The organism is Paenibacillus naphthalenovorans (assembly GCF_001465255.1).
GTDB lineage: Bacteria > Bacillota > Bacilli > Paenibacillales > NBRC-103111 > Paenibacillus_G > Paenibacillus_G naphthalenovorans.
This window is the reverse complement of sequence record NZ_CP013652.1, coordinates 4036577-4060390: the sequence shown is the minus strand read 5'-3', so window position 1 is coordinate 4060390 and position 23814 is coordinate 4036577. Positions and strand designations below refer to the sequence as shown.

Below are 23814 nucleotides of genomic sequence, written 5' to 3'. Positions count from 1 at the left end.
ATGTCCTTCGCCGCCCAAACGAAAAAAGAACTTACCTTGATGGAGTCGGAGCAATGCTGCGAGAAAGCGGAGCTATCTGCCCTCCTTCGTATGAATGGGGCCGTCCAGGTTTCCAGTCAGAAGATTGTATTGGATGTCTCGACGGAGAATGCCGCCATCGCAAGGCGGATTTATACGCTTCTCAAAAAGACGTTTCAGGTGCATACGGAGCTTCTGGTCCGCAAAAAAATGCGGCTGAAGAAGAACAACGTATATATTGTGCGTGTTCCCAATCAGGTGCAGGAGATTTTAAAGGAGCTGCGGATTGTTTCCGAGGGATTTCTGTTCACCCCGGGCATAGAGCCGGATATTATTAAGAAAAGCTGCTGCAAAAGGGCATATCTGCGAGGGGCTTTCCTGGCGGGAGGCTCGGTCAACAACCCGGAGGGCTCTTCTTATCATTTGGAAATTTATTCGATGTACGAAGAGCACTGTCAGGCTTTGTGCCAATTGGCCAATGATTTTGACCTGAATGCCCGCTGTATCGAACGCAAAAAAGGATTTGTCCTCTACATCAAGGAAGGCGAGAAAATCATCGAGTTTCTCAGTTTAATCGGTGCGCACCAGGCTTTGCTCCGTTTTGAAGACGTCCGGATCATGAAGGACATGCGCAACTCGGTAAACCGTTTGGTCAATTGCGAAACGGCGAATTTGAACAAAACGATCGGTGCGGCGGTGCGCCAAATCGATAATATTCGCCTTCTGCAAAAAGAAGTCGGTCTTAATAATCTGCCGGAGAAGCTCCGGGAAGTTGCGGAAATCCGTTTGAAGCATCCGGATATGAATTTGAAGGAAGTCGGGGATCTGCTGAAGGGTCAAGTCAGCAAATCCGGAGTCAATCACCGTTTGAGAAAAATCGATGAACTGGCGGAAAAGCTCAGGAAATCGTGAGAAATTCGTCTAAATGTAGATTTTTTGTGTAAATTATCAATAATTCTAGTGTAAACTAATGAAAAATGGTATAATAACTGAAAAATCGCTTTTTAACGAATGCAGAACGGTTACCGATTTGGCAAGGTTTCCGCTCTGAATCGTTTTGGGATACCATCCTTCTTTATAGGACGGTGAAATTTAATTACTCTTAGGGCGTTCAGCCCTTCATCCTTTGGGAATTAAGATTGTAGGGGGTATTGGTTGCATGTCGAGACGCCCAGTAGTCGTCAAATTAAAAACAGGCCTTCATGCCAGACCGGCAGCACTTTTCGTGCAGGAAGCGAATAAGTTTTCCTCGGAAATTTTTGTGGAGAAAGACGAGAAGAAAGTCAATGCCAAGAGCATTATGGGCATTATGAGCCTTGCCATTAGTACGGGGACCGAAGTCCACATAAGTGCGGAAGGTTCGGACGCAGAACAGGCTGTAAACGCTTTAGTCGCATTAGTGAGCAAAGAGGAATTGGAGAACCAATAAGATCTGCAAGCTTCCGATAAGGAAGCTTTTTCTTTTGCGGGCTTCCTTATTTTACCTGGAGGGACAAGCAGAAATTCATCAGAAAAAAGCGCAACCTTTTTTCGGGCCGTGCGTCTATATAGACGTGCTATAACCGGAAAAGGTTTTTTGTTGTTTCTGGAAACATCCGCATAAACAAGCCTTATGAGGGCTCGGCTTTCCGGCGGTTTCGGAAACAGCATCTCGCCTGTGAAGCGGGGAGCTGTGCCACCCTGCCGTTCCGGCTTTAAGAAAAGACTTCGATGAGAAGTAATTCTTAAGAATAATAAAGAAAGTATAAATTTGCAGCGTAGTTAAACACTTTCTTTATTGCAAGAAACCCTGCCCTTGAATCACGGTCGCTCATTAAGGGACGACCTAGTTCGTTAGTGGTTTTCTTACGGCACCAAAAGAGCTGCACAAAGAGGAGTAGAAGGATGAAACGAATAAGGAAAGAATTGGCCTTGTTGCTAATCATGTCGATGCTGCTGTCGTTTGTAGCGGTCCCTATGGCTTCTGCTGCGGAACAAGAAGCGCCGATATCTTCCGGGACGACTTATGTATTACTCTACCTGAACAAGAAGGAAGCTTTCCTGAACGGGGAGCAGGTTACGCTGGAGGCTCCGGCGACCATCATCAAGGACAAGACATTCGTTCCCGCCAAGTTTTTGGGCGATGCTTTCGGGATGAGAGTGGAATGGATTGCATCCAAACGGCAAATTGAAATGGATACGCCGGGTTACAATATCATGCTCGACATTGATAACAAATCCGTGTGGATTAACGGATACTGGCAGCATTTTGACGATGTGGCTGCGATTGTGAACGGTAAGCTGATGATCAAGCTGACTTGGCTAGCCGACTACATGGGGGCGAGATATACATACAATGATGAGCTGAAACGGGTCGATGTACTTTACACGAAGCCTCCGCGGGGAATTTACAATCCGGATACAAGCAATTCAAACCCCGTTGCCAAGTTTACGTTTGCCAAGCCGACCTACAAGATCGGTGAACCGGTCAAATTTGTGGACCTGAGTTACGACCCGGATGCGGAAGGTCTTCCAAAGTACGAGTGGCAGGGCAGGGAAGAGGCCTATTTCGCTCCCGGCACTTATCCGATTACGCTGACGGTATGGGATCGTAACGGCAACAAGAGCGAGCCCTATACCCGCAACCTTGTGATTACGAATGAAACCTATCTGAACAAAGTGGAATATCCGATCTATACGAAGCCGGTGGGCAGTTACATTAAGACCGATTGGGGCACACTGTGGAATAATTTCTGGGAACTTCCCCAACTGCCGAAGCAGGTGACGGAGGACCGCTCCCGCAAGCTGCTTGTCAGCGACAGCCCGGAGACCTTCACCGAACAAGGAATTTTGTATCAGGATGATGTTGAAGGCAAAGGACGTCTGTACGCGGATCATATTAACGGAACGAAAGAAAAAATGACGCTGGCGATTCTGGCAACCAACCTGACTGATAAACCGGTAACGGTCAAAACGACGAATAAAGGCGAGGTATGGCCTTCCGTTTATGCGAATTTGATCGGCAGCGAGGCAACCGTCGATTTCCTGATCGGCGATCCGATTAACGAGACGATGACGATTCCGCCTCAAAAAACATTTGTATATAAGCAATTTCCGGATTTTTATCCCGATCAAGGGGTGAATTTGTTCTACGATGTGGAAACAAGCGGAAAGGTGCAGTTTACATTCGTGACCGCTCCGGAAATTACACAAAATGCACTGCAGCTTCCGAAGCTTGCGTATAACGGTCATGTCCGCGGCACATTCCCGGTTTCCGAACTGATCTGGAACATTGATGCCAGCTCATTTACTACGCCGTCACGATTGGTTATCGGGGATGGGAAGACGGATCCGTTCCAGCCCGGATATGATCCGCAGCGTGGACAAGAAGTGCGCAACGACGGCAACTATGGGGTAGTGTACAAAATTCACGCGGATAAACCGCGGAAGATGGCGGTCATGATTCTTCCTAGAGGAGGGGTGTTTAAGGGGCCGATCAAAATCAACGGTGAAATCCGTATGGTTCCTTACTCCGGTGTGATGACCGCATTCGACGGTATGCAGATTTTGGCGAAAACTACGGGCAAGGAAGAGTCGTTGGATATTGAATTCAGCCCTCCGGCCGGGTCTGCGCTTCCATTCGACCTGATCTTCTACCCGCTCGATGATCGGGCGCAATAATCGTTCGCAACAAGACCTTTTTCTCCCGCTTTCAGAAAGCGGTGGGGAAAGGTCTTTTTTTGCTGAGAATCAAAAGCTGGTTTAAAGGACTGAAAGCCAATAAAAAAGCCCTGATTCGGCTTATTCGCCGTTCAGGACTTTTTTCATTGCGACGGTGTTACACGCGCTCGATCACTTTATCGATCAAGCCATACGATACCGCTTCCGCCGCCGACATGAAGTTATCGCGGTCCGTATCTTTTTCGATACGCTCGACGGATTGACCGGTACGCTCTGCCAAAATGGTATTCAGCTTGTCGCGCATTTTCAGAATACGTCTTGCACGGATCTCGATATCGCTGGCTTGCCCTTCGGCGCCGCCAAGCGGCTGGTGAATCATGACTTCGCTGTTTGGCAGGGCGAACCGTTTGCCTTTGGCGCCTGCCGCGAGCAGGAATGCTCCCATCGATGCAGCCAAACCTACGCAAATCGTAGATACGTCCGGCTTGATGAACTGCATCGTGTCGTAAATCGCCATTCCCGATGTGATGGAGCCTCCCGGGCTGTTAATATACAGATGGATATCTTTGTCCGGATCGCTTGCTGTCAAGAACAACAGCTGGGCGATAATCGAATTGGCTACAACATCGTTAATCGGACTACCGAGAAAAATAATGCGGTCCTTAAGCAGACGGGAGTAAATATCGTAGGCGCGTTCCCCTCTTGCGTCAGGTTCGACAACCATAGGAATAAAACTCATGAGCTGCAGCCTCCTTATATTTAAACTATAACCATCATAACGGAAAATCAAACAAAGGTCAAGAAAGGTCAAACAAAGAAAATAAAAAAACTCCTGATGGAGTATTTCGAAAGATGCCAAAGCATTATGGCAGCCGTTATTCTGTAAACCAAAAAACAGCAACGCGCCCGCAAGGAATCGAACCTTGATCTCAGGCTCCGGAGGCCTACGTCATATCCATTGGACCACGGGCGCATATACAATTAGGATGTTGTCTCAAGGTGACAGCAAAAGTTATTATAATCTATCGTGCTGATAAATGCAACTCCATAAATCAAAAAGTTTTGAATGAATAGGCTGCAGGCCAATGGGAAAAAATTCGAATGGGAGCCTCTTGAAGCAAGGAACATATTGAAGTATAATAAGTTCAGCTAAGTGAGAGTGCTTAGTTCTTTTTTTGGAAGATGTGGGACTAAAAATGCAGTACCGGGACAAAAAACGTCCATATATGAGCGGAGTGAATCCATGAGAGAGATCCTTTCTATTCAACAGCAGCTTCTCCCTGATTTGGTGGATACCTTGAAGAAGCGGTATACCATACTTCACTATATCCTGGTTTCCGGAATGGTGGGCCGCAGGACGCTGGCACTGTCATTGAACATGACGGAGCGGGTGCTTCGCGGGGAAGTGGATTTCCTCAAAGAGCAGGGGCTGATCGATGTGGAGGCCTCCGGGATGCGCATCAGTGCAGCCGGAAGAGAACTGCTTGAGAAAATCGAACCGCTGGTGAAGGATTTGTTCGGACTTACCGATTTGGAGGAACGCATACGCTCGCATTATGGCTTGAGGCAGGTCGTTATTGTACCGGGGGATTCGGACGTATCTCCTCACACGAAGAAGGAACTGGGGCGCGCCGGCGCTTCTGTACTCCGCAAGCTGGTCAGGGAGGACGAAGTCATTGCCGTGACCGGAGGGTCCACGCTGGCTGAAGTCGCGTACCATTTGACGGCTGCAAATCCAATGAAGGGATGCTGGTTCGTTCCTGCCCGGGGCGGATTAGGGGAAAGCGTGGAGCTTCAGGCGAATACGATTGCTTCCACGATGGCCAAGAAGGCCGGAGCCCGTTATCGGCTGCTGCACGTGCCTGATCATCTGGGCGAGGAAGCTTATCAATCGCTGATGCAGGATGATCACATCTCCGAAATTGTTCAATTTATCCGCAAGGCGCGGATGGTCATGCACGGCATAGGAGACGCTATGGTCATGGCCAGACGCCGCAAGGTGGATAGTGAAACGACAGAGAGCCTGCAGCGTGACGGAGCGCTTGCCGAAGCGTTCGGGTATTATTTTGACAGGGAAGGACGCATCCTTCACAAAATGCCGACCATCGGGCTCCGTATGGAAGATATTCAGCGTATGGATACGGTGATCGGGATCGCCGGCGGCAAAAGCAAAGGTGAAGCGATTGTCTCGGTGCTGAAGCACGGGCACGAAGATGTGCTTATCACCGATGAAGCGGCGGCGCAATACATTGTACAACGACTGACATCTTGATAGGCTCCGGCCTGTCTTGACATATGTTGCAGCGGCCCGCGGCCGTTAGACGACACATCATAACCATTTTTAGGAGGCAATTACTATGGTAAAAGTAGGAATTAACGGTTTTGGACGTATCGGCCGTAACGTATTTCGTGCGGCTCTTAACAATCCGGAGGTTGAAATCGTAGCGATCAACGATCTGACAGACGTACACACATTGGCGCACCTGCTTAAATATGATACAACGCACGGTAAACTGGATGCTACGGTTGAATCTACGGAAGGCGCATTGATCGTCAACGGCAAATCGATCAAAGTGTTTGCCGAGCGTAATCCTGAGAACCTGCCTTGGGGAGCTAACGGCGTGGAAATCGTCGTAGAATCCACAGGGATCTTCACCGCGAAAGAAAAAGCGGAGCTTCACTTGAAAGGCGGCGCCAAGAAAGTCATCATCTCTGCGCCGGCTACCAACGAAGACATCACCATCGTTATGGGCGTTAACGAAGACAAGTATGATCCATCCGCCCATACGATCATCTCCAACGCATCCTGCACAACGAACTGTTTGGCTCCGTTTGCGAAAGTTCTCAATGACAAGTTCGGTATCGTAAAAGGGATGATGACGACCGTTCACTCCTACACAAACGACCAGCAAGTGCTTGACCTGCCGCATAAGGACCTCCGCCGCGCACGTGCCGCTGCCGAGAACATCATTCCGTCCACGACGGGTGCAGCGAAAGCCGTTTCCCTGGTTCTGCCGGAGTTGAAAGGCAAGCTGAACGGTATGGCTATGCGCGTGCCTACACCTAACGTTTCCGTAACGGACCTGGTGGTTGAATTGAGCAAAAACGTAACGGTCGACGAAGTGAACGCTGCGTTGAGAGAGGCTGCCGAAGGTCCGCTGAAAGGGATCCTGAACTACTCCGAAGAGCCGCTTGTATCCAGCGACTATAACGGCGATCCTGCTTCCTCCACGATCGACGCTCTGTCCACGATGGTGGTCGGCGACAACATGGTTAAAGTCGTATCCTGGTATGACAACGAGTGGGGTTACTCCAATCGTGTTGTAGATTTGGCAAACTTTATCGCGAAAAAAGGTCTGTAATGTTAAAATTGTGGTAATGCTCTGATCATCTTTTTAAAAGAAACTCGCCATCGTGGGCTGTAGGGTGTGCCCGCAGCGTTAGCCAAACATTCGTTTCCGCAAGGCAGCAGGAATCCGTGAAACGAAGATGCAGGCTGACGCTCTGCGGCACTCCCGACTATGACGGGACGGGCTGTTCTTTACAGATGAGGAGACATTCCCACATTTTTTATGTGCGGGCAGGATAAAACCGGTTGGAGGGCATGAATAGGATGAGTAAAAAAAGCATTCGAGACGTAGAAGTAAGCGGTAAAAGAGTGTTTGTCCGGGTTGATTTCAATGTGCCGCTCGAAAACGGTAAAATTACAGATGACACGCGGATCCGTGAGACGCTGCCGACGATCCGGTATTTGACGGAACGCGGAGCGAAGGTAATCCTCGCCAGCCACATGGGCCGTCCGAAAGGCCAAGTCGTGGAAGAGCTGCGTTTAACCCCTGCGGCGGAGCGTCTGTCCGAGCTTCTCGGCAAGCCGGTCGCCAAAGCGAATGAAGCGATCGGAGATGCGGTGAAGGCGCAGGTTGCAAAGCTGAAGGACGGTGACGTGCTCCTGCTGGAGAACGTGCGGTTCTATCCCGGGGAAGAGAAGAACGATCCGGAGCTGGCTAAAGCTTTTGCCGAGCTCGCCGATCTGTACGTAAACGATGCCTTTGGCGCCGCGCACCGCGCGCATGCGTCTACGGAAGGGATTGCACACCATTTGCCGGCGGTATCCGGCCTCCTGATGGAAAAAGAGCTGGAAGTACTCGGCAAAGCGCTCAACCATCCGGATCGTCCTTTCACGGCGATTGTGGGCGGAGCGAAGGTGAAGGACAAAATCGCCGTTATTGAAAAGCTTATCGAAATCGCGGATAACATTATCATCGGCGGAGGCTTGTCCTATACGTTCTTCAAGGCCAAAGGCTATGAGATCGGCAAATCGCTTGTGGATAACGACCGTCTGGAGCTGGTTCTGGAGTTTGAGCGTAAAGCAAAGGAGAAAGGTGTCAACTTCCTTTTGCCTGTGGACGTCGTGGTAGGAGACGCATTCAGCGCGGATGCGAATACCAAGGTCGTTCCGGTTGACGCGATCCCGGCAGATTGGGAAGCCTTCGACATCGGACCGAAAACACGCGAATTATATGCCCGGACCATCGCCGAATCCAAGCTGATCGTATGGAACGGACCGATGGGCGTATTCGAACTGGAGCCTTACAAGAACGGAACCAAAGCCGTGGCGGAGGCTTGCGCCGCGACATCCGGTTATACGGTTATTGGCGGCGGCGACTCTGCGGCTGCGGTAGAGAAGTTCCAGCTCGGAGATAAGATGGACCACATCTCCACGGGCGGCGGCGCTTCTTTGGAATTTATGGAAGGCAAGGCGCTTCCGGGCGTGGTCGCCTTGAATGATAAGTAAGGAGGCAGTCAAACATGCGTAAACCGATTATTGCGGGCAACTGGAAAATGTTCAAAACGGTGCGGGAGGCTGTAGCTTTTGTAAATGATGTCAAAGGCAAGGCTGAGGCCGACGGGGTTGAAAGCGTCATTTGCGCGCCTTTTACGAATCTGCCTGCATTGGTGGAAGCGGTAAAAGGAACCTCGCTGAAGGTGGGCGCCCAGAACCTGCATTTTGAAGACAGCGGTGCTTACACAGGCGAAATCAGCGGCGTCATGCTGAAGGATCTCGGTGTGGATTACGTCATCATCGGTCACTCCGAACGCCGTGCTTATTTTGCGGAGACGGATGAAACAGTGAACAAAAAAGTGCATGCCGCGTTCAAGCACGGCTTGACGCCGATCGTCTGCGTGGGCGAGAAGCTGGAGGAAAGGGAAGCGGGTCAAACCAAATCCGTGTGCAAAGTGCAGACAGAGGCGGCTTTCGCCGGTCTTAGCGCTGAGCAAGCGGCGCAAGTGGTTGTCGCTTATGAGCCGATCTGGGCGATTGGAACGGGCAAGTCTTCCACCGCTGCCGACGCGGAAGATGTGATCGGCTATATCCGCGAGCTGATCTCCGGCTTATACGGACAAGAGACGGCGGCAGCCGTACGGATTCAGTACGGCGGCAGCGTGAAACCGAACAACATTGCCGAATACATGCAGCAGCCTAACATCGACGGTGCCTTGGTGGGCGGTGCGAGCCTGGAGCCGGCATCTTACATCGCGCTGGTTGAGGGGGCTAAGTAAGATGGCCAGACCCAAACCGGTAGCCCTTATTATCCTGGACGGCTTTGGACTGCGCGGCGAAGTCCAGGGAAATGCCGTTGCTCAAGCCAAAAAACCGAATTATGACCGGTACTGGAACCAGTTTCCGCATACGACGCTTACCGCTTGCGGGGAAGCCGTAGGTCTTCCGGAGGGCCAGATGGGCAACTCCGAGGTAGGCCATTTGAACATCGGCGCCGGCCGGATTGTGTATCAGGATTTAACCCGGATTTCCAAATCGATTCGGGAAGGCGAATTTTTCGAGAATGAAACCATCCTTGGCGCGATCAACCATGCACGGAACAAAGGGAAAAAGCTTCATCTGTACGGCCTGTTGTCCGACGGCGGGGTACATAGCCATATCGAGCATCTGTTTGCCCTGCTGGAAGTATGCAAAAAGGAAAAATTCGAGGACGTATACATTCATGCGTTCCTGGACGGCCGCGACGTAGCTCCGGACAGCGCTGTGAAGTATATGGAACAGCTGCAAAACAAAATTGCCGAGCTCGGCGTAGGACGAATCGCTACGGTACAGGGCCGGTACTACGCGATGGACCGCGACAAGCGATGGGAGCGTACGGAGAAGTCTTACCGTGCGATGGTGTACGGCGAGGGGCCGACTTTTGAGGACCCGATGGCCGCGATCAAGGATTCTTATAACCGTTCGGTGTTCGATGAGTTCGTTATGCCGACGGTCATCGTAAAGCCCGACGGTACGCCTGTCGGTTTGGTTGAATCGGAAGATTCGGTCATCTTTTTCAATTTCCGGCCTGACCGTGCCATTCAGCTGTCCCAGGTCTTTACCAACAGCGATTTTCGCGGCTTTGACCGGGGGGAGAAGGCTCCCAAGGATTTATATTATGTCTGCTTGACCTTATTCAGCGAAACCGTTGGCGGTTATGTGGCTTATAAGCCGAAGAACTTGGATAACACGCTTGGTGAAGTGCTGGTGCAAAACGGTCTGAAGCAGCTTCGCATCGCCGAGACGGAGAAGTATCCGCATGTTACGTTCTTCTTCAGCGGCGGCCGGGATGTCGAACTGCCGGGCGAGACACGGATTTTGATCAACTCGCCTAAAGTAGCCACGTATGACTTGAAGCCCGAGATGAGCGCTTATGAGGTTGCGGCGGCGGCCGTTGCGGAAATCGAAGCCGAAAGACAAGATGTCATTATCTTAAACTTTGCAAATCCGGATATGGTCGGCCACTCCGGTCTGCTTGAGCCTACGATCAAGGCGGTCGAAGCCACCGATGATTGCCTGGGTCAAGTGGTCGAAGCCGTTCTGGCTAAAGGCGGCGTTGCCTTGATAACGGCTGACCACGGCAATGCGGATATCGTGACCAATCCGGACGGATCGCGCAATACCGCGCATACGACCAATCCTGTACCTTTCATTATTACCGACAGTCGTGTTACACTAAGAAACGATGGCATTTTGGCGGATATCGCCCCGACGGTGCTGGACCTGCTCGGTGTAGCCCAGCCGGAGGAAATGACCGGAAAGTCGCTTTTGGCAGCAAGTGTTAAACATAACTGACATTTGATTAAAAAAGACAAGGAGTGTATCTAGCAATGACTGTAATCTCCAATGTGTACGCCCGTGAGGTGCTTGATTCCCGCGGCAATCCGACCGTTGAGGTGGAAGTATTCCTGGAATCCGGAGCGCGCGGCCGCGCTATCGTTCCATCCGGTGCATCGACAGGCGCTTATGAAGCGGTAGAGCTTCGTGACGGGGACAAATCCCGCTACCTTGGTAAAGGCGTGCTCAAAGCCGTGGAGAATGTGAACGACATCATCGCACCGGAAATCATCGGCATGAATGCACTCGATCAAGTGGGTATCGACAAGCGCATGATCGAGCTTGACGGTACGCCGAATAAAAGCAAGCTCGGCGCGAATGCGATCCTCGCCGTTTCCATGGCGGTTGCCCGCGCAGCGGCGGAAGCGCTCGACGTTCCGCTGTATGTATACCTTGGCGGCTTTAATGCCAAAACCTTGCCGGTTCCGATGATGAACATCATCAACGGCGGTGCGCATGCGGATAACAACGTGGACGTACAGGAGTTCATGATCTTGCCGGTGGGCGCTCCGTCCTTCAAAGAAGCGCTGCGTACGGGTGCGGAAATTTTCCACAGCCTCAAAGCGGTCCTGAAGGACAAGGGCCTGAACACTGCCGTAGGCGACGAAGGCGGCTTCGCTCCTAACCTTGGCTCCAATGAAGAAGCGATTCAAACGATCATTGCCGCGATTGAGCGTGCGGGCTATAAGCCGGGCGTGGATGTGTTCCTGGGCATGGACGTTGCTTCTACGGAGTTCTTCAAAGACGGCAAATACCACCTCGAGGGTGAAGGCAAATCGTTCACTTCTGCGGAATTCGTAGATTTCCTTGCTTCTTGGGTTGAGAAATACCCGATCATTACGATCGAAGACGGCTGCTCCGAAGATGACTGGGAAGGCTGGAAACTGCTGACCGATAAGCTGGGCAGCAAAGTACAGCTGGTGGGCGACGACCTGTTCGTGACAAACACGAACCGTCTTTCCCAAGGCATTGAGCAGAACATCGGCAACTCGATCCTGATCAAGGTCAACCAAATCGGTTCCTTGACCGAGACGTTCGATGCGATTGAAATGGCGAAGCGTGCAGGCTACACAGCTGTCATCTCTCACCGTTCCGGCGAGAGCGAAGACAGCACGATTGCGGACATCGCGGTAGCTACCAACGCCGGCCAAATCAAAACGGGAGCGCCTTCCCGTACGGACCGCGTAGCGAAGTATAATCAATTGCTCCGCATCGAGGATCAACTGTCCGATGTAGCTCAATACGCAGGCAAATCGGCCTTTTACAACCTGAAAAGCTTTAAGTAATCTGTTCTAAATCATATTATAGCTGCCAGACCGGCTTTGAACTTTTTCGTTCCCGGCTTATCCCGCGATGGATCATCGGGAACGAAAAAGCTTCAGCCTGACGCAGACCCGGAGGGGATCCAATGAGTAATCTGATAAAGACCGTATTGTTCTTGATGGCATCGGCTTTTCTTACGCATTTGATTCCCTTCAATCATTTTTTCCGCAGCTTAAATACGATGATTCACGAATTCGCCCATGCGATCATGACGCTTGCGCTTTCGGGCCATGTGATGTTCATTGAGCTGTATGCTAATCATAGCGGAGTCACCTATTCGCAAATATCCAGCGGCTGGAGCCTGATTCCGATTTCATTGGCCGGGTACACTTTTGCATCGCTTTTCGCCTGGTTCATGTTTTATGCCAGGGCGAAGGGCAAAGAGCGTTTGGGCTTGCAGACGATTACATTGGTGGCTATTCTTTCGCTGGTCCTGTTTGTCCGCAATGAATATGGAATCATGTGGCTGATCGGCTTCGTGCTGCTGAATATCGTCATGCTTGCTTTTGTGCCCCGGTTGCTGCGGGACGGATATTATCTTCTCCTGTCATTCCTGATGCTGGAGGAAGCCGTATTCGGGTCGTTCTCTTTGGTTCTGTATGCCATGCAGGATCCGGCTGCTGCTGGGGATGCAACGAACTTGGCTCAGGCTACCCTCATACCGGCCCTCGGTTGGGCTATTTTCTTTACCGTGTTTTCTCTATGGTGCGCGTCCCGGTCGCTCCGCTTATTCTTTGGCGGCCGTAAACCGAGGAAGAGCCGGGATCATACCCGCGCATTTCAACCGCGTTATGAAGAATGACCGGCGGCTTAAGAATCCGCTGATGAATCATTTCGATTTGTCAGCGGTTTTTTTATGTGATATAATATGGTTGCTGTCTATTTTTCGGACAAGATCGGTGTGATCCCGCAGGAGGTGGAATTTCATGGAAGTTGCATTGAAAATTATACTGGTAATTGCTTCGCTTGGCTTAATTGCGGCGGTTCTGCTGCAGCCGGGCAAAAGTGCGGGTTTATCCGGTGCCATCTCCGGGGGGGCGGAACACCTGTTCGGTAAGCAAAAGGCACGCGGCTTGGAGCTTTTTTTATCCCGTCTTACGATGGTGCTCGCAGTAGTGTTCTTTGTTTTGTCTGTGATTGTGGCTTATTTCGTAAGAGCCTAATCTAATAAATATATGGCAGCAGGGGAAAGTTACTCCTGCTGTTTTTTGTTTCTTAAGCAGGGAGTATGCGTCGGGTTGCCGGGTGTTTCTGCCATTTCCTTGGGCGGGCTATGAATTGGAGTGCACTTGGCTATACTAGGAGTATAATCTATGAAGCTTATTTATAGAAACAGCTTGTACATATACAAAATTGAATTGGTCAAGCGGCGGTATGATTAGGCGGCTCAGTGGGCCTATTCAGCCGCGCGGACGGGCTACGATGTTGTTTTTAATGAAGCCGGAGGGAGAGGGGACAAGAAAACAGACGGAGACCTGTCAATTGACATAGTTTATTGTACAAAGAGATTAAGTTAAGAACACAAAAGGCAGGTGAGAATCATGATAACCAAAGAAGATTTACTTGATTTTATGAAGGAAACGGCTTATAAACCGATGACGTATAACGAGTTGGAGCAGCATTTTCCGCTCGAGAGCGCGCAGGATTTCAGAGAATTTCTGAAGCTGCTCAATCAGCTTGAGAATGAGGGCTTGATTCTTCGTACCCGCAACGACCGCTATGGTGTACCGGAACGGATGAACTTGCTGCGGGGCAGACTTCAAGCGCATGCCAAAGGGTTTGGCTTTCTCATTCCGGATGACCGCGATCACCCGGATGTATATATCCATGCAAACGATATGGGTACGGCCATGAATGGAGACATCGTACTCGTGCGTATCAACTCCAAAAGTTCTCACGGCGGAAGGATGGAAGGAGAAGTCGTACGTGTCGTTACCCGCGGCAATACGCAAATCGTGGGACTTTTTCAAGCGCATGAAGAGTATGCTTTTGTCATTCCCGATGATAAGCGGGTCGTGCGCGATATCTTTATACCGAAGGAAGCGTTCGGCGGAGCGATGGACGGCCATAAGGTCGTCGTCAAGATCGTCTCTTACCCTGAAGGCCGCGCGGCTGCACAAGGCGAAGTCATTGAAATTTTGGGTCATAAGAATGATCCTGGCGTCGATATTTTATCCATTATCCGCAAGCACGGTTTGCCTGAGGCATTTCCCGATGAAGTGATGGAGGAGGCTGCAGCAGCTCCGGCTGTTATTTCTGAAGAAGAGCTGAAGGGGCAAGGCAGGCGGGATTTGCGAGGCAAACGGATCGTCACGATCGACGGTGAGGATGCCAAGGATTTGGACGATGCAGTGAATGTGGAACGGCTGCCGAACGGTAACTATTTATTGGGTGTTCACATTGCCGATGTCAGCTATTATGTAAAAGAAGGCTCCGCACTGGATCATGAAGCGTACAACCGCGGCTGCAGTGTGTATTTGGTCGATCGGGTGATTCCGATGCTGCCGCACCGTTTATCTAACGGGATATGCTCGCTAAACCCGCAGGTGGATCGTCTGACGATGTCCTGTGAGATGGAATTTGATGCGAATGCCAATGTGGTGCGCCACGATATTTTTACAAGTGTGATTAGAACCAGCGAGCGGATGACCTACACAAACGTACGCAAGCTGTTGACCGAGGAAGAGCCGGATGCCGAGCTTGTGGAGAAATACGGTTATCTGATGGATGATTTCCGCTTAATGGAAGAGCTGGCCATGAAGCTGCGCTCCAAACGGATGCAGCGGGGCGCCATCGATTTTGACTTCCAGGAATCTAAAATTTTGGTGGATGAGAACGGAAAGCCGACGGATATCGTCAAAAGGGACCGGACCATCGCCGAAATGATCATAGAAGAGTTTATGCTGGCGGCAAATGAAACGGTTGCAGAGCATTTTCACTGGCTGAAGGTGCCGTTCTTGTACCGGATTCACGAGGACCCGGATGGGGAGAAGCTGCAGCATTTTATGGAGTTTATTACGAACTTCGGATATGTGGTGCGGGGGAAGGGTAATACGGTTCATCCCCGGGCGCTGCAGACGCTGCTTGAAGAGATTAAAGGGACTAAGGAAGAAACGGTCATTAGTACCGTTATGCTGCGTTCCATGAAGCAGGCAAAATATGATTCCCAGAGCTTGGGGCACTACGGATTGGCTGCGGAGTTCTATACGCACTTCACTTCGCCGATTCGCCGGTATCCGGATTTGGTCATTCACCGCGTGATTCGCGAAGTGCTCGAGAACGGCACATTAAGCGCGGCCAGGCACGAATATCTTGCCTCTCGAATGGACGATATCGCGAAGCAATCGTCGGAGCGGGAGAGAATGGCGGTGGATGCGGAGCGGGAGACCGAAGCGCTGAAGAAAGCCGAATTTATGCTCGACAAGGTCGGTGAAGAATTCGACGGCATCATCAGCAGCGTGACGAGCTTCGGCATGTTCGTGGAGCTGGACAATACGGTGGAAGGACTCATCCGTCTGTCTGATCTCACGGACGATTATTACCATTATTATGAGGCGCAGCACGCATTGATCGGAGAGCGGACCTCGAGAATCTATCGCTTGGGCGATGAAGTGAAGGTACGCGTGGCGCGGGTGAACAAGGATGAGCACACCATCGACTTTGAAATGGTGGATATGAAGCCCCGGCCGCAGAAGGTGAGTCTGGTGGACGTGCTGAACAACGTCCGCAAGAACGGCAAGCGGAAGGGCCGCGGGGGCCGGGAAGCCGGAAAGCCGGCCGCCAGCGGCAGTCGTACCGGACGCAGTAAACAAGGCTCTGGCGGCAGCAGCCGCAGCGCGCGGGGCAAAGGCCCGGGTGCGGCGAAGACCCGTGCGCTGGAGTCGGTTAAAAGCGGCTCGGGTACGGGCACAGCCAAAAAGAAGCGCAAAAAAACCGTTAAGCGGTAACCTCTTGATTTCCCGGGATGGAGTTGGTACAATGGACTCCATCCCTCTGTTTGGAAATTATGCAGGAAGGAGCGGCAGCGGAGAATATGAGCAAGAAAAGCGAAAACAAGGTTCTGGCGCAAAACAAGAAGGCTTCTCATGATTATTTTATTGAAGATACCTATGAGTGCGGTTTGGTCCTGACGGGAACGGAGATCAAATCGCTGCGCCAGGGCCGGGCCAATATCGGCGATGCGTTTGCAACGATCCGCAACGGCGAAGCATTCGTGCATAACATGCACATCAGTCCGTTCGAGCAAGGTAACCGTCATAATCCTGGCGACCCGACACGCGCCCGCAAGCTCCTCCTCAAGAAAGCCGAGATCAACAAGCTGTTCGGTCTGGCCAAGCAGGAAGGGTATACGCTGGTGCCGTTGAAGGTTTACGTTCGAAACGGTTTTGCCAAACTGCTGCTCGGACTCGGTAAAGGGAAAAAGCAGTACGATAAACGTGACACTGCAGCCAAACGCGATGCTCAGCGAGACATCCAGCGTGCGCTGCGCGAGAAGCAAAAAATTGCCAGATAATACGGCAAACACCGCCATTCTGTCAAGGATATGGCGATGCTTCCATGAGTTCGAAGGTTCTTTTTGCTTCATGAATGTGGTATAATAAAAGCGCACCAGGGAAGTGCACAGCATCATCAGCAAGACCAGCAGAAATGTCGTCATGGTAGATAAGTTTTATTTCATAACCTTACCGGGCCCGTCTACAGGGCCTGCCTATGCGGGGACGTTCTTGGATTCGACGGGGATAGTTCGAGCATGGGTTGCGGGTAGCGGGGACGCGTCCGCTTCATCAACGCTAAAGCCAATTAAATGGCAAACAACAACAATCTTACGCTTTAGCAGCTTAATAACCTGCTAGCGTGCTCCTACTCTGCATCGCCCATGTGCCGGGATAGGGGCTCAACCTTAGTGGGATACGCTGTCTAGTCTCCGCCTGCGGCTAGCTGAAGAAGACAATCAGGCTGACCTGAAGAGGAGCCGGTTACGGGGCGCCTCTAGGGTGACATCAAAACTGTGACTACACCCGTAGAAGCTTGTGTGGCGTTATCTTCGGACAGGGGTTCGACTCCCCTCGTCTCCATATTGTAAATCCACAAAACAAAAACCAACACCTAAGAGGCAGTTATCACATATGTGGTGACTGCTTTTTAGGTTATAAGGGAGAATATATAAGAGCCATGTCAAAAAACAACCAGATCTTATTAGAAGAAATAATTAGACAAGAGCGTGATGACCTTGATGAAACTCAAAATTTAGACAAGTTCTTCGAGTTCTTTTCGATTGCGCAAGTTTTGAAGAGTTACGAACTTAGTTATGATGAAATTGAAGCCGGAATTACCGGAGAAAGTCATGATGGCGGGGCAGATGGGATTTATTTGTTTGTCAACGGGGACCTAGTTAAAGAGGACGAAACAGATATTAAGGGCAAGTATAAGAAGAATGTCGATATAGAATTTGTTATTATCCAATCGAAGAATTCGAATTCTTTTTCCGAGGATCCGTTACTAAAGTTATCAAGATTAAGCAGGGGCTTATTTCCATTAGATTTTGATAGAAACGAGTTTGAAGGAAGATATAACAGTAAAGTACTGGAATCTTTCGAAAGGTTTAGAGATACTTATATTTCTCTGATAACTAAAAAGCCCAAACTCAAGGTTAGTTTTATATACGCATCTAAAGGAATTGAGGTCCATCCAAATGTTTTGCGGCAAGCTGAAGACTTAAAGAATGATGTTAAATCCCTGCTTTCAGACGCTACTGTTGAGGTCGACTTTATTGGAGCAGAACTTCTCCTAAAACTTGTTCAAGCCAGGACAAATGACGTGTATCGATTGAAACTATCCGAAAATCCCATGTCTTCATCGGGTCAGGTTTTTATCGCATTAGCAAATTTGATGGATTACTACAATTTTATAACTGATGAAAATGGTAATTTAATAAAACATATTTTTGAATCAAATGTTAGGGATTATCAGGGGAAAACGAATGTTAATAATGAAATTCAAGAGACTCTTGAAAATCCGGGAAATGAAGAATTTTGGTGGTTAAATAATGGTGTTACAATAGTCGCCTCGGCAGCTTCAGCCCCAGGTGGAAAAGAATTAATAATTCATAATCCTGAAGTCGTTAATGGATTGCAAACCTCTAGTGAAATTTATAAGTATTTCACTAGCACAATTGGAAAGGGAGTAGAAGAGAAAAGGAATATACTGATTCGTGTGATTGTTCCAGAGACTGAGGAAGCAAGAGATAAAATTATTCGGGCAACCAATAGTCAAACTCCTATTCCTAAGTCTTCATTAAGAGCTACTGACTCAATCCATAGGCAAATAGAGGATTACCTTAAACCAAGAGGATTATATTATGACCGAAGAAAAAACTTTTATAAAAATGAAGGGAAAAAGCCTAAAGATATAATAAGTGTTTCATTTTTAGCTCAATGTCTAATGTCTGTAATTCTGCAAAAGCCAGATTTTGCTCGTGCTCGACCATCAACTCTTCTTGAAGAAGATTCGGCATATAATGACTTGTACCATAAAAATAACGACTTACATACCTATTTTATCTTAGCTTATATAGGTAGGACCGTTGAGTTGTTTTTAAAGGAAACAGGAAGATATACGTCTTCCGAAATAAATGATATTAAATTTTATGTTCTATATGCTTCATGCGCTCAATTATGTTCAAATGTTTATCCCAGTAACAAATCCCTTTCTAATTTGAGTAAAGATTCATTAACTGTAACATTGTTAGAGACTACAAGTGCTTTAGTCTATGACTTGTATAAGGTAGCTGGTGGAAATGATAAAGTGGCAAAAGGACCAAAACTTATTGAGTTGTTAAAAGATAAGTTGCGAGAGAAGAAGCTGTAAATTATTTGCATATATTTCGATATGTTGACTTATTATGAAATATTTTATAATTTAATCTGGGTGATGTTTTTTGGGTAGATTTGTTAAAATCATTCTTGTATATGTGGTGCCAATTATTCTGGCAGCGATACTTATCATTTCAATCGACCTTTGGAAGAACTATTCCGATCAAGCCAAACACTACTTCGATACATATTTCAAATACCTAGATTATCGGATGCCGATAATTATAACTGTGTTATCCATATATTACACTTGTATAGGTTGGTATTCCTATCATAAAAAGATTGTTGATGAAAAGGAAGCAATTATTAAAGAGGAGATTCATAAGCTGGTTTTGCTTAATAAGAAATATGAAACGTATGATCGACAAGATCAACTACATTCTATTTTCAAAACCTTTGTTCAAAAGCATTCATATGTTCAGTCCGTTCAAATCTACTCATATGATTTAAAGATTATTGACGGCAACATGCGTATTAAAATTAATTATGATATGGGTTACACTATAGATGGTCTTGAAATAAATGCAATGGATCAGGCTTATTACTACTGCAACAAATCAATGTATATCGCATTTGTTAAAGCCAAAAAATCTCTGGATAAAAACCAAGTAGCACCAATGTTGAAATTTATAAGGCGTTTTGCTATAAGGTTATCAAGGGTACGTGAGCCAAATGACATTACATCTGTACAGTATGCATTTGTAAGCCTGGCATTAGATTTATTAAGAAATTCATTTGTTGTACCAGTCAGTATTTACAATTTTCTTACTGCTGATCAAATCAAAATGTTTGAAGAACATAAAAGGACGGGTATCCTACGAGCAATACTGCTACAGAATAATTATTTTTTGTTTTTTCATACCGCAATTGGATTAAAACAAGGTAGGGTGTACACTGCTAGGCATCTCGAACTATGGGGATCGAATAAAGTTTATCTAATTACTTTTCATAAAGATGTCCAAAAGGACAATATTGACGAGACCAATATTGATTCAATTGACAATGAAATAATGGTATTACTTAAAAATTTGGAGTATAATAATAATCGAAGGGGAGGAGGAAGTTCGAATGAAAACCCTTAGGCAATCTTTACAGGAAAAGAAGCGACAACTTATTATTGAGAACTTCAAAAAGATGGGGATTGACGTTGATCTTAAAGCTAAGACGACTTCCTCGAAGGAAGAGTATTATACTTGTGTAGGCAATAATAAAAAGGAATTGATAATTCGTTAAAGAATTTTTTGATACATCACGCGGCGGCGGATTGTGGATTTGCCAAGCCACGGTTCGTCTCCACCAATACCATCAGAAAAGAGACCGTGTTAGGTCTCTTTTTTGCATTTTAGTATTCGATGCGGATGGAAAAACCGCGTGGTTATTGGGTTCCTGGCTTATCTGACTCTGAATACGAAATATTTCTGATACTGTACGGGGCGGTACCGCACTACATATTAGTTTTGATGCCCCCGAAAGACTCTCCGTAACGGTTTCCTTGGTAATCCTTTTGTCTTCTTCAGTCATCCCCATGTGGTACTTTCACAGCGTATCTCGTTAAAGCCGAGCCCCTAATCCGCGTGATAGATCTCGTTTCGTTCAACTCTTATCGTGGCTTAGATTTGTTAATGAAATCAATGATTTTGGCTATAGTTCCGGGAAAATCGGATTTGATCTCATGCTAGCTGATGTTCATAATAATTAGCACGATTATTGAAGTGCTTCGGTTGTGAATTGCCCTATTCCTCATAGAAACGGTGGATCAAGCAGTCACGATTACTTCTTTGCTTCCTTTTTTCATCGGTGCTTTGCACAACGGGCATTCTTTCGATGGCAATTCCGATTCCTCAAAGGTTTTGATACGTTGCCATGCGTTGCATTTATCGCTGGTACATATCCATGCGAAAACAATTTCGCTAGCACACGGCAACAGCATCCTACGGCGGTGACTAAGCCTCCATCCGCCAACATTGATGAATTGTAACGAACCTCCACATAAGAAGCCTAATTCGATTTAAATCGGTTTGTGAGTTAGACCATTGATAGCAAGATGGAAAGTATTTTTATCCGTCCTTTTGTTTTGGCATTCCACACGTTCCTTATGAAACTCGCCAATAGCAAACAGCCCTTAAACAATAAAGCACGAAGCAAAGAAGGTAATATGTAAGATAATCCGAGACCAAATCCAGCCTTTCGGTCATCATTAATAAAGCGGAGAGGTTCGCCCCCTCCGCCGCATACCGATTCTGTTGACATAGATAGTTTTGATGCCGATACCCAACGCATTGCAACAATATTGCTCTACTGTTATCAATCGCTCTGAGTCCTGGAATCATCGCTCAGTATACTTTCTACGTATGACTTTATCTGCTCAGGTTCTTCAACATAAAGTACGGCTTTTCCGTTTACTGATTTTTCCCGTATGAGTTCCATCGGGGGCAATTGAATGCTGTCAATGCTTTCCGTGTCTATATCAAAGCCAAGTTTGCCCAGCTTTATCATATCATCGACATTGAGGTTCGTTTCGATGAATGGTTCGATAGCTTCTATTAGTTTCGGAAGCTCCATAACCGTCGTTGTAGTCAGCAACTCTTTGGCGACTGCCTTCACAAACTTTCGTTGCCGTTCCGTACGGGCGAAATCGCTCAAGGCATCATGGCGGAATCGAACGTACTGCAATGCTTTTATTCCGTCCAAGTGCTGGTAGCCCTTTTTCAAATGGATTTGATACATTGACGTTGGATCGTCATTGGAATCAACATAGTTCATATCTTTCTCTACTTCTATGTCAACGCCACCGATTACATCAGTCAAATTGATGAAGCCCGGTAAATTCATGTACACATAATATTGGATTGGGATACCCGCCCATTCTTCGACTGTTCGCATTGCCAAACTGGAACCGCCCATTGTAATTGCCTTGCTGATACGATCTTCACCATAACCCGGAATCTTTACATAAGTATCACGGAGAATGGAGAGCAATTTCACTTTTTTCGTTGCAGGGTCGATAGAAACGATCATGATGCTGTCCGAAGATTGAATCTCGCTATTCCGTGAATCGCCGCCCAATAACAAAATGTTAATCCGGTCGGAGTTCTCCCGCTTTTCCGGAGCAATTGGCTGAATTGCTGGTGCTTCGTTTTCATTTGTCACCGTCTTATTGGTCGTTACATTTGCCTTCTCAAGTGCATCATTGAACATAAGAACGGTTTTTGAAAAGAAAAGCAACCCTGCAAGCAATGCCAGTAAATAAGGTATTGTCAACACGGTGAGAGGTAATACCAAATTCGTTCCGCCTACCGCTGTAATCTCTGTTTCCCGTGACTCTTGCTTATTCTGGTCTTGGACAATGGCGGTTATTTTTCTTTTTGCTTGATGCAGATACAGCTTGTTTGCAAAGATGCCTAGCACCGGTTTGGGGATGCAACAGAGAAACAGCACCAATGGGAGAAGGCCGGGGCTCTCTACTGGGTTCCATTCACTGAACACCGAGGCAACAATTACGTTGCTCCAAACAAACCAAATGATGAGATATAAGACGCAGTAAAGGTACATCTTTCGGTACATCAGCCAGTAAGCATCAAATAGAAAGGCAGGCCAGTTCCAACGGCTATTGTGTCTCCATTTTTGCAAGTATAAATCGGCTTTCTTTCCGACAAACAAAGACAATTCCTCTTCGGATATGCTTATATCGGTAGCGGTAACGATCTGCGGTTGATGATATCCATTCTCCGAATCTATCGGCTTTCCGCATTGACCGCAAAAATTTTGATTATCTTGCAGTGTATGTCCGCAATTTCTGCAGTTCATGTCTAACTCCTTGGCCGTAATCTTTGAGGTAACTTTTCTCATTAATGAAGCCGAATCTTGGCACCGTTAACGGTTGTATAGTCCTCTGGATGTGTTTGTTCTCGCGGCGGAGATGTTACTGTTGCTCCAGCTTCTTCAAGCATGAGCAATGCCTCTTGGTTATACGTCATTTTAGCCAGCATAACTCCTTGGTTTGGGTCTGCACCGCTCTCCAGCATCAATCTGACAATGTCGAGTTTGTCATACATGATCGCGAACTGAAGACCGCCGTTAACATCGGCTCCGTGCCGAATCAATAACTCAACTGCTTTTCTTTTTCCTCTCTCGATTGCATCTTTCAGTGCATAAGGGTCATCAGCAACATTTATACCCGCTTCAATCAATAATTGAATGACTGGCACCGGATCATCAACGTAATTAACGGCGAGGGATAGATTGCCAACGAGTATCTTCTCCCCGCTTCCGTAGTTCGCCTGCTCATTCGGACTGGCACCATGGGCCAGAAGTTTTCTCATCATGTTTATGTCGCCGTTTCTAACAGCAAGATTCAGGGGTGTGTACGCAGAATCGGTATGTACATTCGGATCGACCCCAAGTTTCAACATCCAGTCCACCATGTTCATGTCTTGGTCGTTGACTGCGGATAACAATAACCGTTCCTTCGGTATGATCTTGACGATCATTACGGCGGCAATACAACACGCGAGCAAGGACAACATGATCTTTATAAACAGCCTCACTGGTCGCTTTCCTTTCAATGTTTATTAGTATCCAGCGCGTAACTTGTCTTCGATGTTAGTCGCGATCACAAGCAAAATTACGCCGACAACCAAAATGATGAAGCCCATTCCAACTTGTGTTCTCTTCTTCTTTCTAATCGAAGCAATGATATGTACAATGCCGGAAACTTCCGAAACAGCACCGATAATTTTTAAGAGTAAAGCTAAGGTTGCCATAAAGTACACCTTCTTTTGG

General features: G+C 47.9%; 20 protein-coding genes, 1 tRNA gene and 1 other RNA gene. 16 read left to right on the top strand and 6 right to left on the bottom strand.

All coding sequences use genetic code 11. From position 1 onward, the window contains the following. The 3 genes from whiA to IJ22_RS19885 all read left to right on the top strand — a co-directional run bounded on the left by whiA (position 1) and on the right by IJ22_RS19885 (position 3678). Positions 1 to 930 carry a DNA-binding protein WhiA gene (whiA, locus tag IJ22_RS19895; RefSeq protein WP_062410062.1) on the top strand — a complete coding sequence of 310 codons (930 nt, stop codon included), beginning with the start codon at positions 1 to 3 and terminating at the stop codon, positions 928 to 930. Between the two features lie 247 nt (positions 931 to 1177). After that, complete coding sequence (locus IJ22_RS19890) at positions 1178 to 1447, top strand: HPr family phosphocarrier protein (protein WP_054819201.1); 270 nt, start codon at positions 1178 to 1180, stop codon at positions 1445 to 1447. 455 nt (positions 1448 to 1902) lie between these two features. Then, a complete protein-coding gene (locus IJ22_RS19885) occupies positions 1903 to 3678 on the top strand; it encodes a stalk domain-containing protein (RefSeq protein WP_062410061.1) in 1776 nt (591 codons plus the stop codon). Between the two features lie 157 nt (positions 3679 to 3835). On the opposite strand, the gene clpP is transcribed toward IJ22_RS19885, so the two are convergent. Together clpP and IJ22_RS19875 are read right to left on the bottom strand one after the other, a co-directional pair. Beyond that, a complete protein-coding gene (clpP, locus tag IJ22_RS19880) occupies positions 3836 to 4417 on the bottom strand; it encodes an ATP-dependent Clp endopeptidase proteolytic subunit ClpP (RefSeq protein WP_062410060.1) in 582 nt (193 codons plus the stop codon). 162 nt (positions 4418 to 4579) lie between these two features. After that, positions 4580 to 4651: transfer RNA gene (locus IJ22_RS19875), tRNA-Arg, on the bottom strand. Between the two features lie 270 nt (positions 4652 to 4921). Here IJ22_RS19875 and IJ22_RS19870 point away from each other — a divergent pair. From IJ22_RS19870 to IJ22_RS19810, 13 genes are all read left to right on the top strand, one after another. Next, positions 4922 to 5950, top strand: coding sequence for a sugar-binding transcriptional regulator (locus tag IJ22_RS19870; protein ID WP_054819206.1), 1029 nt, complete (start codon positions 4922 to 4924; stop codon positions 5948 to 5950). Between the two features lie 85 nt (positions 5951 to 6035). Continuing rightward, complete coding sequence (gene gap, locus IJ22_RS19865) at positions 6036 to 7040, top strand: type I glyceraldehyde-3-phosphate dehydrogenase (protein WP_062410059.1); 1005 nt, start codon at positions 6036 to 6038, stop codon at positions 7038 to 7040. Between the two features lie 251 nt (positions 7041 to 7291). Then, positions 7292 to 8473 carry a phosphoglycerate kinase gene (locus IJ22_RS19860; RefSeq protein ID WP_062410058.1) on the top strand — a complete coding sequence of 394 codons (1182 nt, stop codon included), beginning with the start codon at positions 7292 to 7294 and terminating at the stop codon, positions 8471 to 8473. A gap of 14 nt (positions 8474 to 8487) precedes the next feature. After that, positions 8488 to 9240, top strand: coding sequence for a triose-phosphate isomerase (gene tpiA, locus IJ22_RS19855; protein WP_062410057.1), 753 nt, complete (start codon positions 8488 to 8490; stop codon positions 9238 to 9240). A 1-nt stretch (position 9241) separates the two neighbouring features. Further along, positions 9242 to 10795, top strand: coding sequence for a 2,3-bisphosphoglycerate-independent phosphoglycerate mutase (gene gpmI / locus IJ22_RS19850; RefSeq protein ID WP_062410056.1), 1554 nt, complete (start codon positions 9242 to 9244; stop codon positions 10793 to 10795). A 35-nt stretch (positions 10796 to 10830) separates the two neighbouring features. Then, the gene (gene eno / locus IJ22_RS19845; RefSeq protein WP_062410055.1) at positions 10831 to 12123 is read left to right on the top strand and encodes a phosphopyruvate hydratase; all 1293 of its coding nucleotides are present in this window, start codon (positions 10831 to 10833) and stop codon (positions 12121 to 12123) included. A 122-nt stretch (positions 12124 to 12245) separates the two neighbouring features. Then, positions 12246 to 12962: a M50 family metallopeptidase gene (locus IJ22_RS19840; protein ID WP_054819204.1), complete on the top strand. Its 717-nt coding sequence runs from the start codon at positions 12246 to 12248 to the stop codon at positions 12960 to 12962. A 124-nt stretch (positions 12963 to 13086) separates the two neighbouring features. After that, complete coding sequence (secG, locus tag IJ22_RS19835; RefSeq protein ID WP_054819205.1) at positions 13087 to 13323, top strand: preprotein translocase subunit SecG; 237 nt, start codon at positions 13087 to 13089, stop codon at positions 13321 to 13323. Between the two features lie 378 nt (positions 13324 to 13701). After that, positions 13702 to 16107, top strand: a complete 2406-nt coding sequence (gene rnr / locus IJ22_RS19830) for a ribonuclease R (protein ID WP_062410054.1) — start codon at positions 13702 to 13704, stop codon at positions 16105 to 16107. An 86-nt stretch (positions 16108 to 16193) separates the two neighbouring features. After that, entirely contained in the window at positions 16194 to 16673 is a 480-nt protein-coding gene (gene smpB / locus IJ22_RS19825) for an SsrA-binding protein SmpB (RefSeq protein WP_054819995.1), read from the top strand. 201 nt (positions 16674 to 16874) lie between these two features. After that, positions 16875 to 17238: a transfer-messenger RNA gene (gene ssrA, locus IJ22_RS19820) on the top strand. Positions 17239 to 17332: 94 nt separating this feature from the next. Next, a complete protein-coding gene (locus tag IJ22_RS19815; protein WP_062410053.1) occupies positions 17333 to 19027 on the top strand; it encodes an AIPR family protein in 1695 nt (564 codons plus the stop codon). 70 nt (positions 19028 to 19097) lie between these two features. Further along, the gene (locus IJ22_RS19810; protein ID WP_062410052.1) at positions 19098 to 20114 is read left to right on the top strand and encodes a hypothetical protein; all 1017 of its coding nucleotides are present in this window, start codon (positions 19098 to 19100) and stop codon (positions 20112 to 20114) included. Positions 20115 to 20788: 674 nt separating this feature from the next. Here the strand turns inward: IJ22_RS19810 and IJ22_RS25845 are convergent. From IJ22_RS25845 to IJ22_RS19795, 4 genes are all read right to left on the bottom strand, one after another. Continuing rightward, positions 20789 to 20962: a cold-inducible protein YdjO-related protein gene (locus IJ22_RS25845; RefSeq protein WP_235594177.1), complete on the bottom strand. Its 174-nt coding sequence runs from the start codon at positions 20960 to 20962 to the stop codon at positions 20789 to 20791. Positions 20963 to 21336: 374 nt separating this feature from the next. Beyond that, positions 21337 to 22839: an LCP family glycopolymer transferase gene (locus IJ22_RS19805; RefSeq protein ID WP_062410051.1), complete on the bottom strand. Its 1503-nt coding sequence runs from the start codon at positions 22837 to 22839 to the stop codon at positions 21337 to 21339. Positions 22840 to 22880: 41 nt separating this feature from the next. Then, positions 22881 to 23579 carry an ankyrin repeat domain-containing protein gene (locus tag IJ22_RS19800; protein ID WP_062410050.1) on the bottom strand — a complete coding sequence of 233 codons (699 nt, stop codon included), beginning with the start codon at positions 23577 to 23579 and terminating at the stop codon, positions 22881 to 22883. Between the two features lie 24 nt (positions 23580 to 23603). Further along, positions 23604 to 23795 carry a hypothetical protein gene (locus IJ22_RS19795; protein ID WP_062410049.1) on the bottom strand — a complete coding sequence of 64 codons (192 nt, stop codon included), beginning with the start codon at positions 23793 to 23795 and terminating at the stop codon, positions 23604 to 23606. Between the last annotated feature and the right edge of the window lie 19 nt (positions 23796 to 23814).

Excerpts from the sequence above, each read along its gene's own strand:
- whiA (WP_062410062.1), top strand. The coding sequence starts at position 1 with ATGTCCTTCGCCGCCCAAACGAAAAAAGAACTTACCTTGATGGAGTCG.
- IJ22_RS19890 (WP_054819201.1), top strand. The coding sequence starts at position 1,178 with ATGTCGAGACGCCCAGTAGTCGTCAAATTAAAAACAGGCCTTCATGCC.
- IJ22_RS19885 (WP_062410061.1), top strand. The coding sequence starts at position 1,903 with ATGAAACGAATAAGGAAAGAATTGGCCTTGTTGCTAATCATGTCGATG.
- clpP (WP_062410060.1), bottom strand. The coding sequence starts at position 4,417 with ATGAGTTTTATTCCTATGGTTGTCGAACCTGACGCAAGAGGGGAACGC.
- IJ22_RS19870 (WP_054819206.1), top strand. The coding sequence starts at position 4,922 with ATGAGAGAGATCCTTTCTATTCAACAGCAGCTTCTCCCTGATTTGGTG.
- gap (WP_062410059.1), top strand. The coding sequence starts at position 6,036 with ATGGTAAAAGTAGGAATTAACGGTTTTGGACGTATCGGCCGTAACGTA.
- IJ22_RS19860 (WP_062410058.1), top strand. The coding sequence starts at position 7,292 with ATGAGTAAAAAAAGCATTCGAGACGTAGAAGTAAGCGGTAAAAGAGTG.
- tpiA (WP_062410057.1), top strand. The coding sequence starts at position 8,488 with ATGCGTAAACCGATTATTGCGGGCAACTGGAAAATGTTCAAAACGGTG.
- gpmI (WP_062410056.1), top strand. The coding sequence starts at position 9,242 with ATGGCCAGACCCAAACCGGTAGCCCTTATTATCCTGGACGGCTTTGGA.
- eno (WP_062410055.1), top strand. The coding sequence starts at position 10,831 with ATGACTGTAATCTCCAATGTGTACGCCCGTGAGGTGCTTGATTCCCGC.
- IJ22_RS19840 (WP_054819204.1), top strand. The coding sequence starts at position 12,246 with ATGAGTAATCTGATAAAGACCGTATTGTTCTTGATGGCATCGGCTTTT.
- secG (WP_054819205.1), top strand. The coding sequence starts at position 13,087 with ATGGAAGTTGCATTGAAAATTATACTGGTAATTGCTTCGCTTGGCTTA.
- rnr (WP_062410054.1), top strand. The coding sequence starts at position 13,702 with ATGATAACCAAAGAAGATTTACTTGATTTTATGAAGGAAACGGCTTAT.
- smpB (WP_054819995.1), top strand. The coding sequence starts at position 16,194 with ATGAGCAAGAAAAGCGAAAACAAGGTTCTGGCGCAAAACAAGAAGGCT.
- IJ22_RS19815 (WP_062410053.1), top strand. The coding sequence starts at position 17,333 with ATGTCAAAAAACAACCAGATCTTATTAGAAGAAATAATTAGACAAGAG.
- IJ22_RS25845 (WP_235594177.1), bottom strand. The coding sequence starts at position 20,962 with ATGCTGTTGCCGTGTGCTAGCGAAATTGTTTTCGCATGGATATGTACC.
- IJ22_RS19805 (WP_062410051.1), bottom strand. The coding sequence starts at position 22,839 with ATGAACTGCAGAAATTGCGGACATACACTGCAAGATAATCAAAATTTT.
- IJ22_RS19795 (WP_062410049.1), bottom strand. The coding sequence starts at position 23,795 with ATGGCAACCTTAGCTTTACTCTTAAAAATTATCGGTGCTGTTTCGGAA.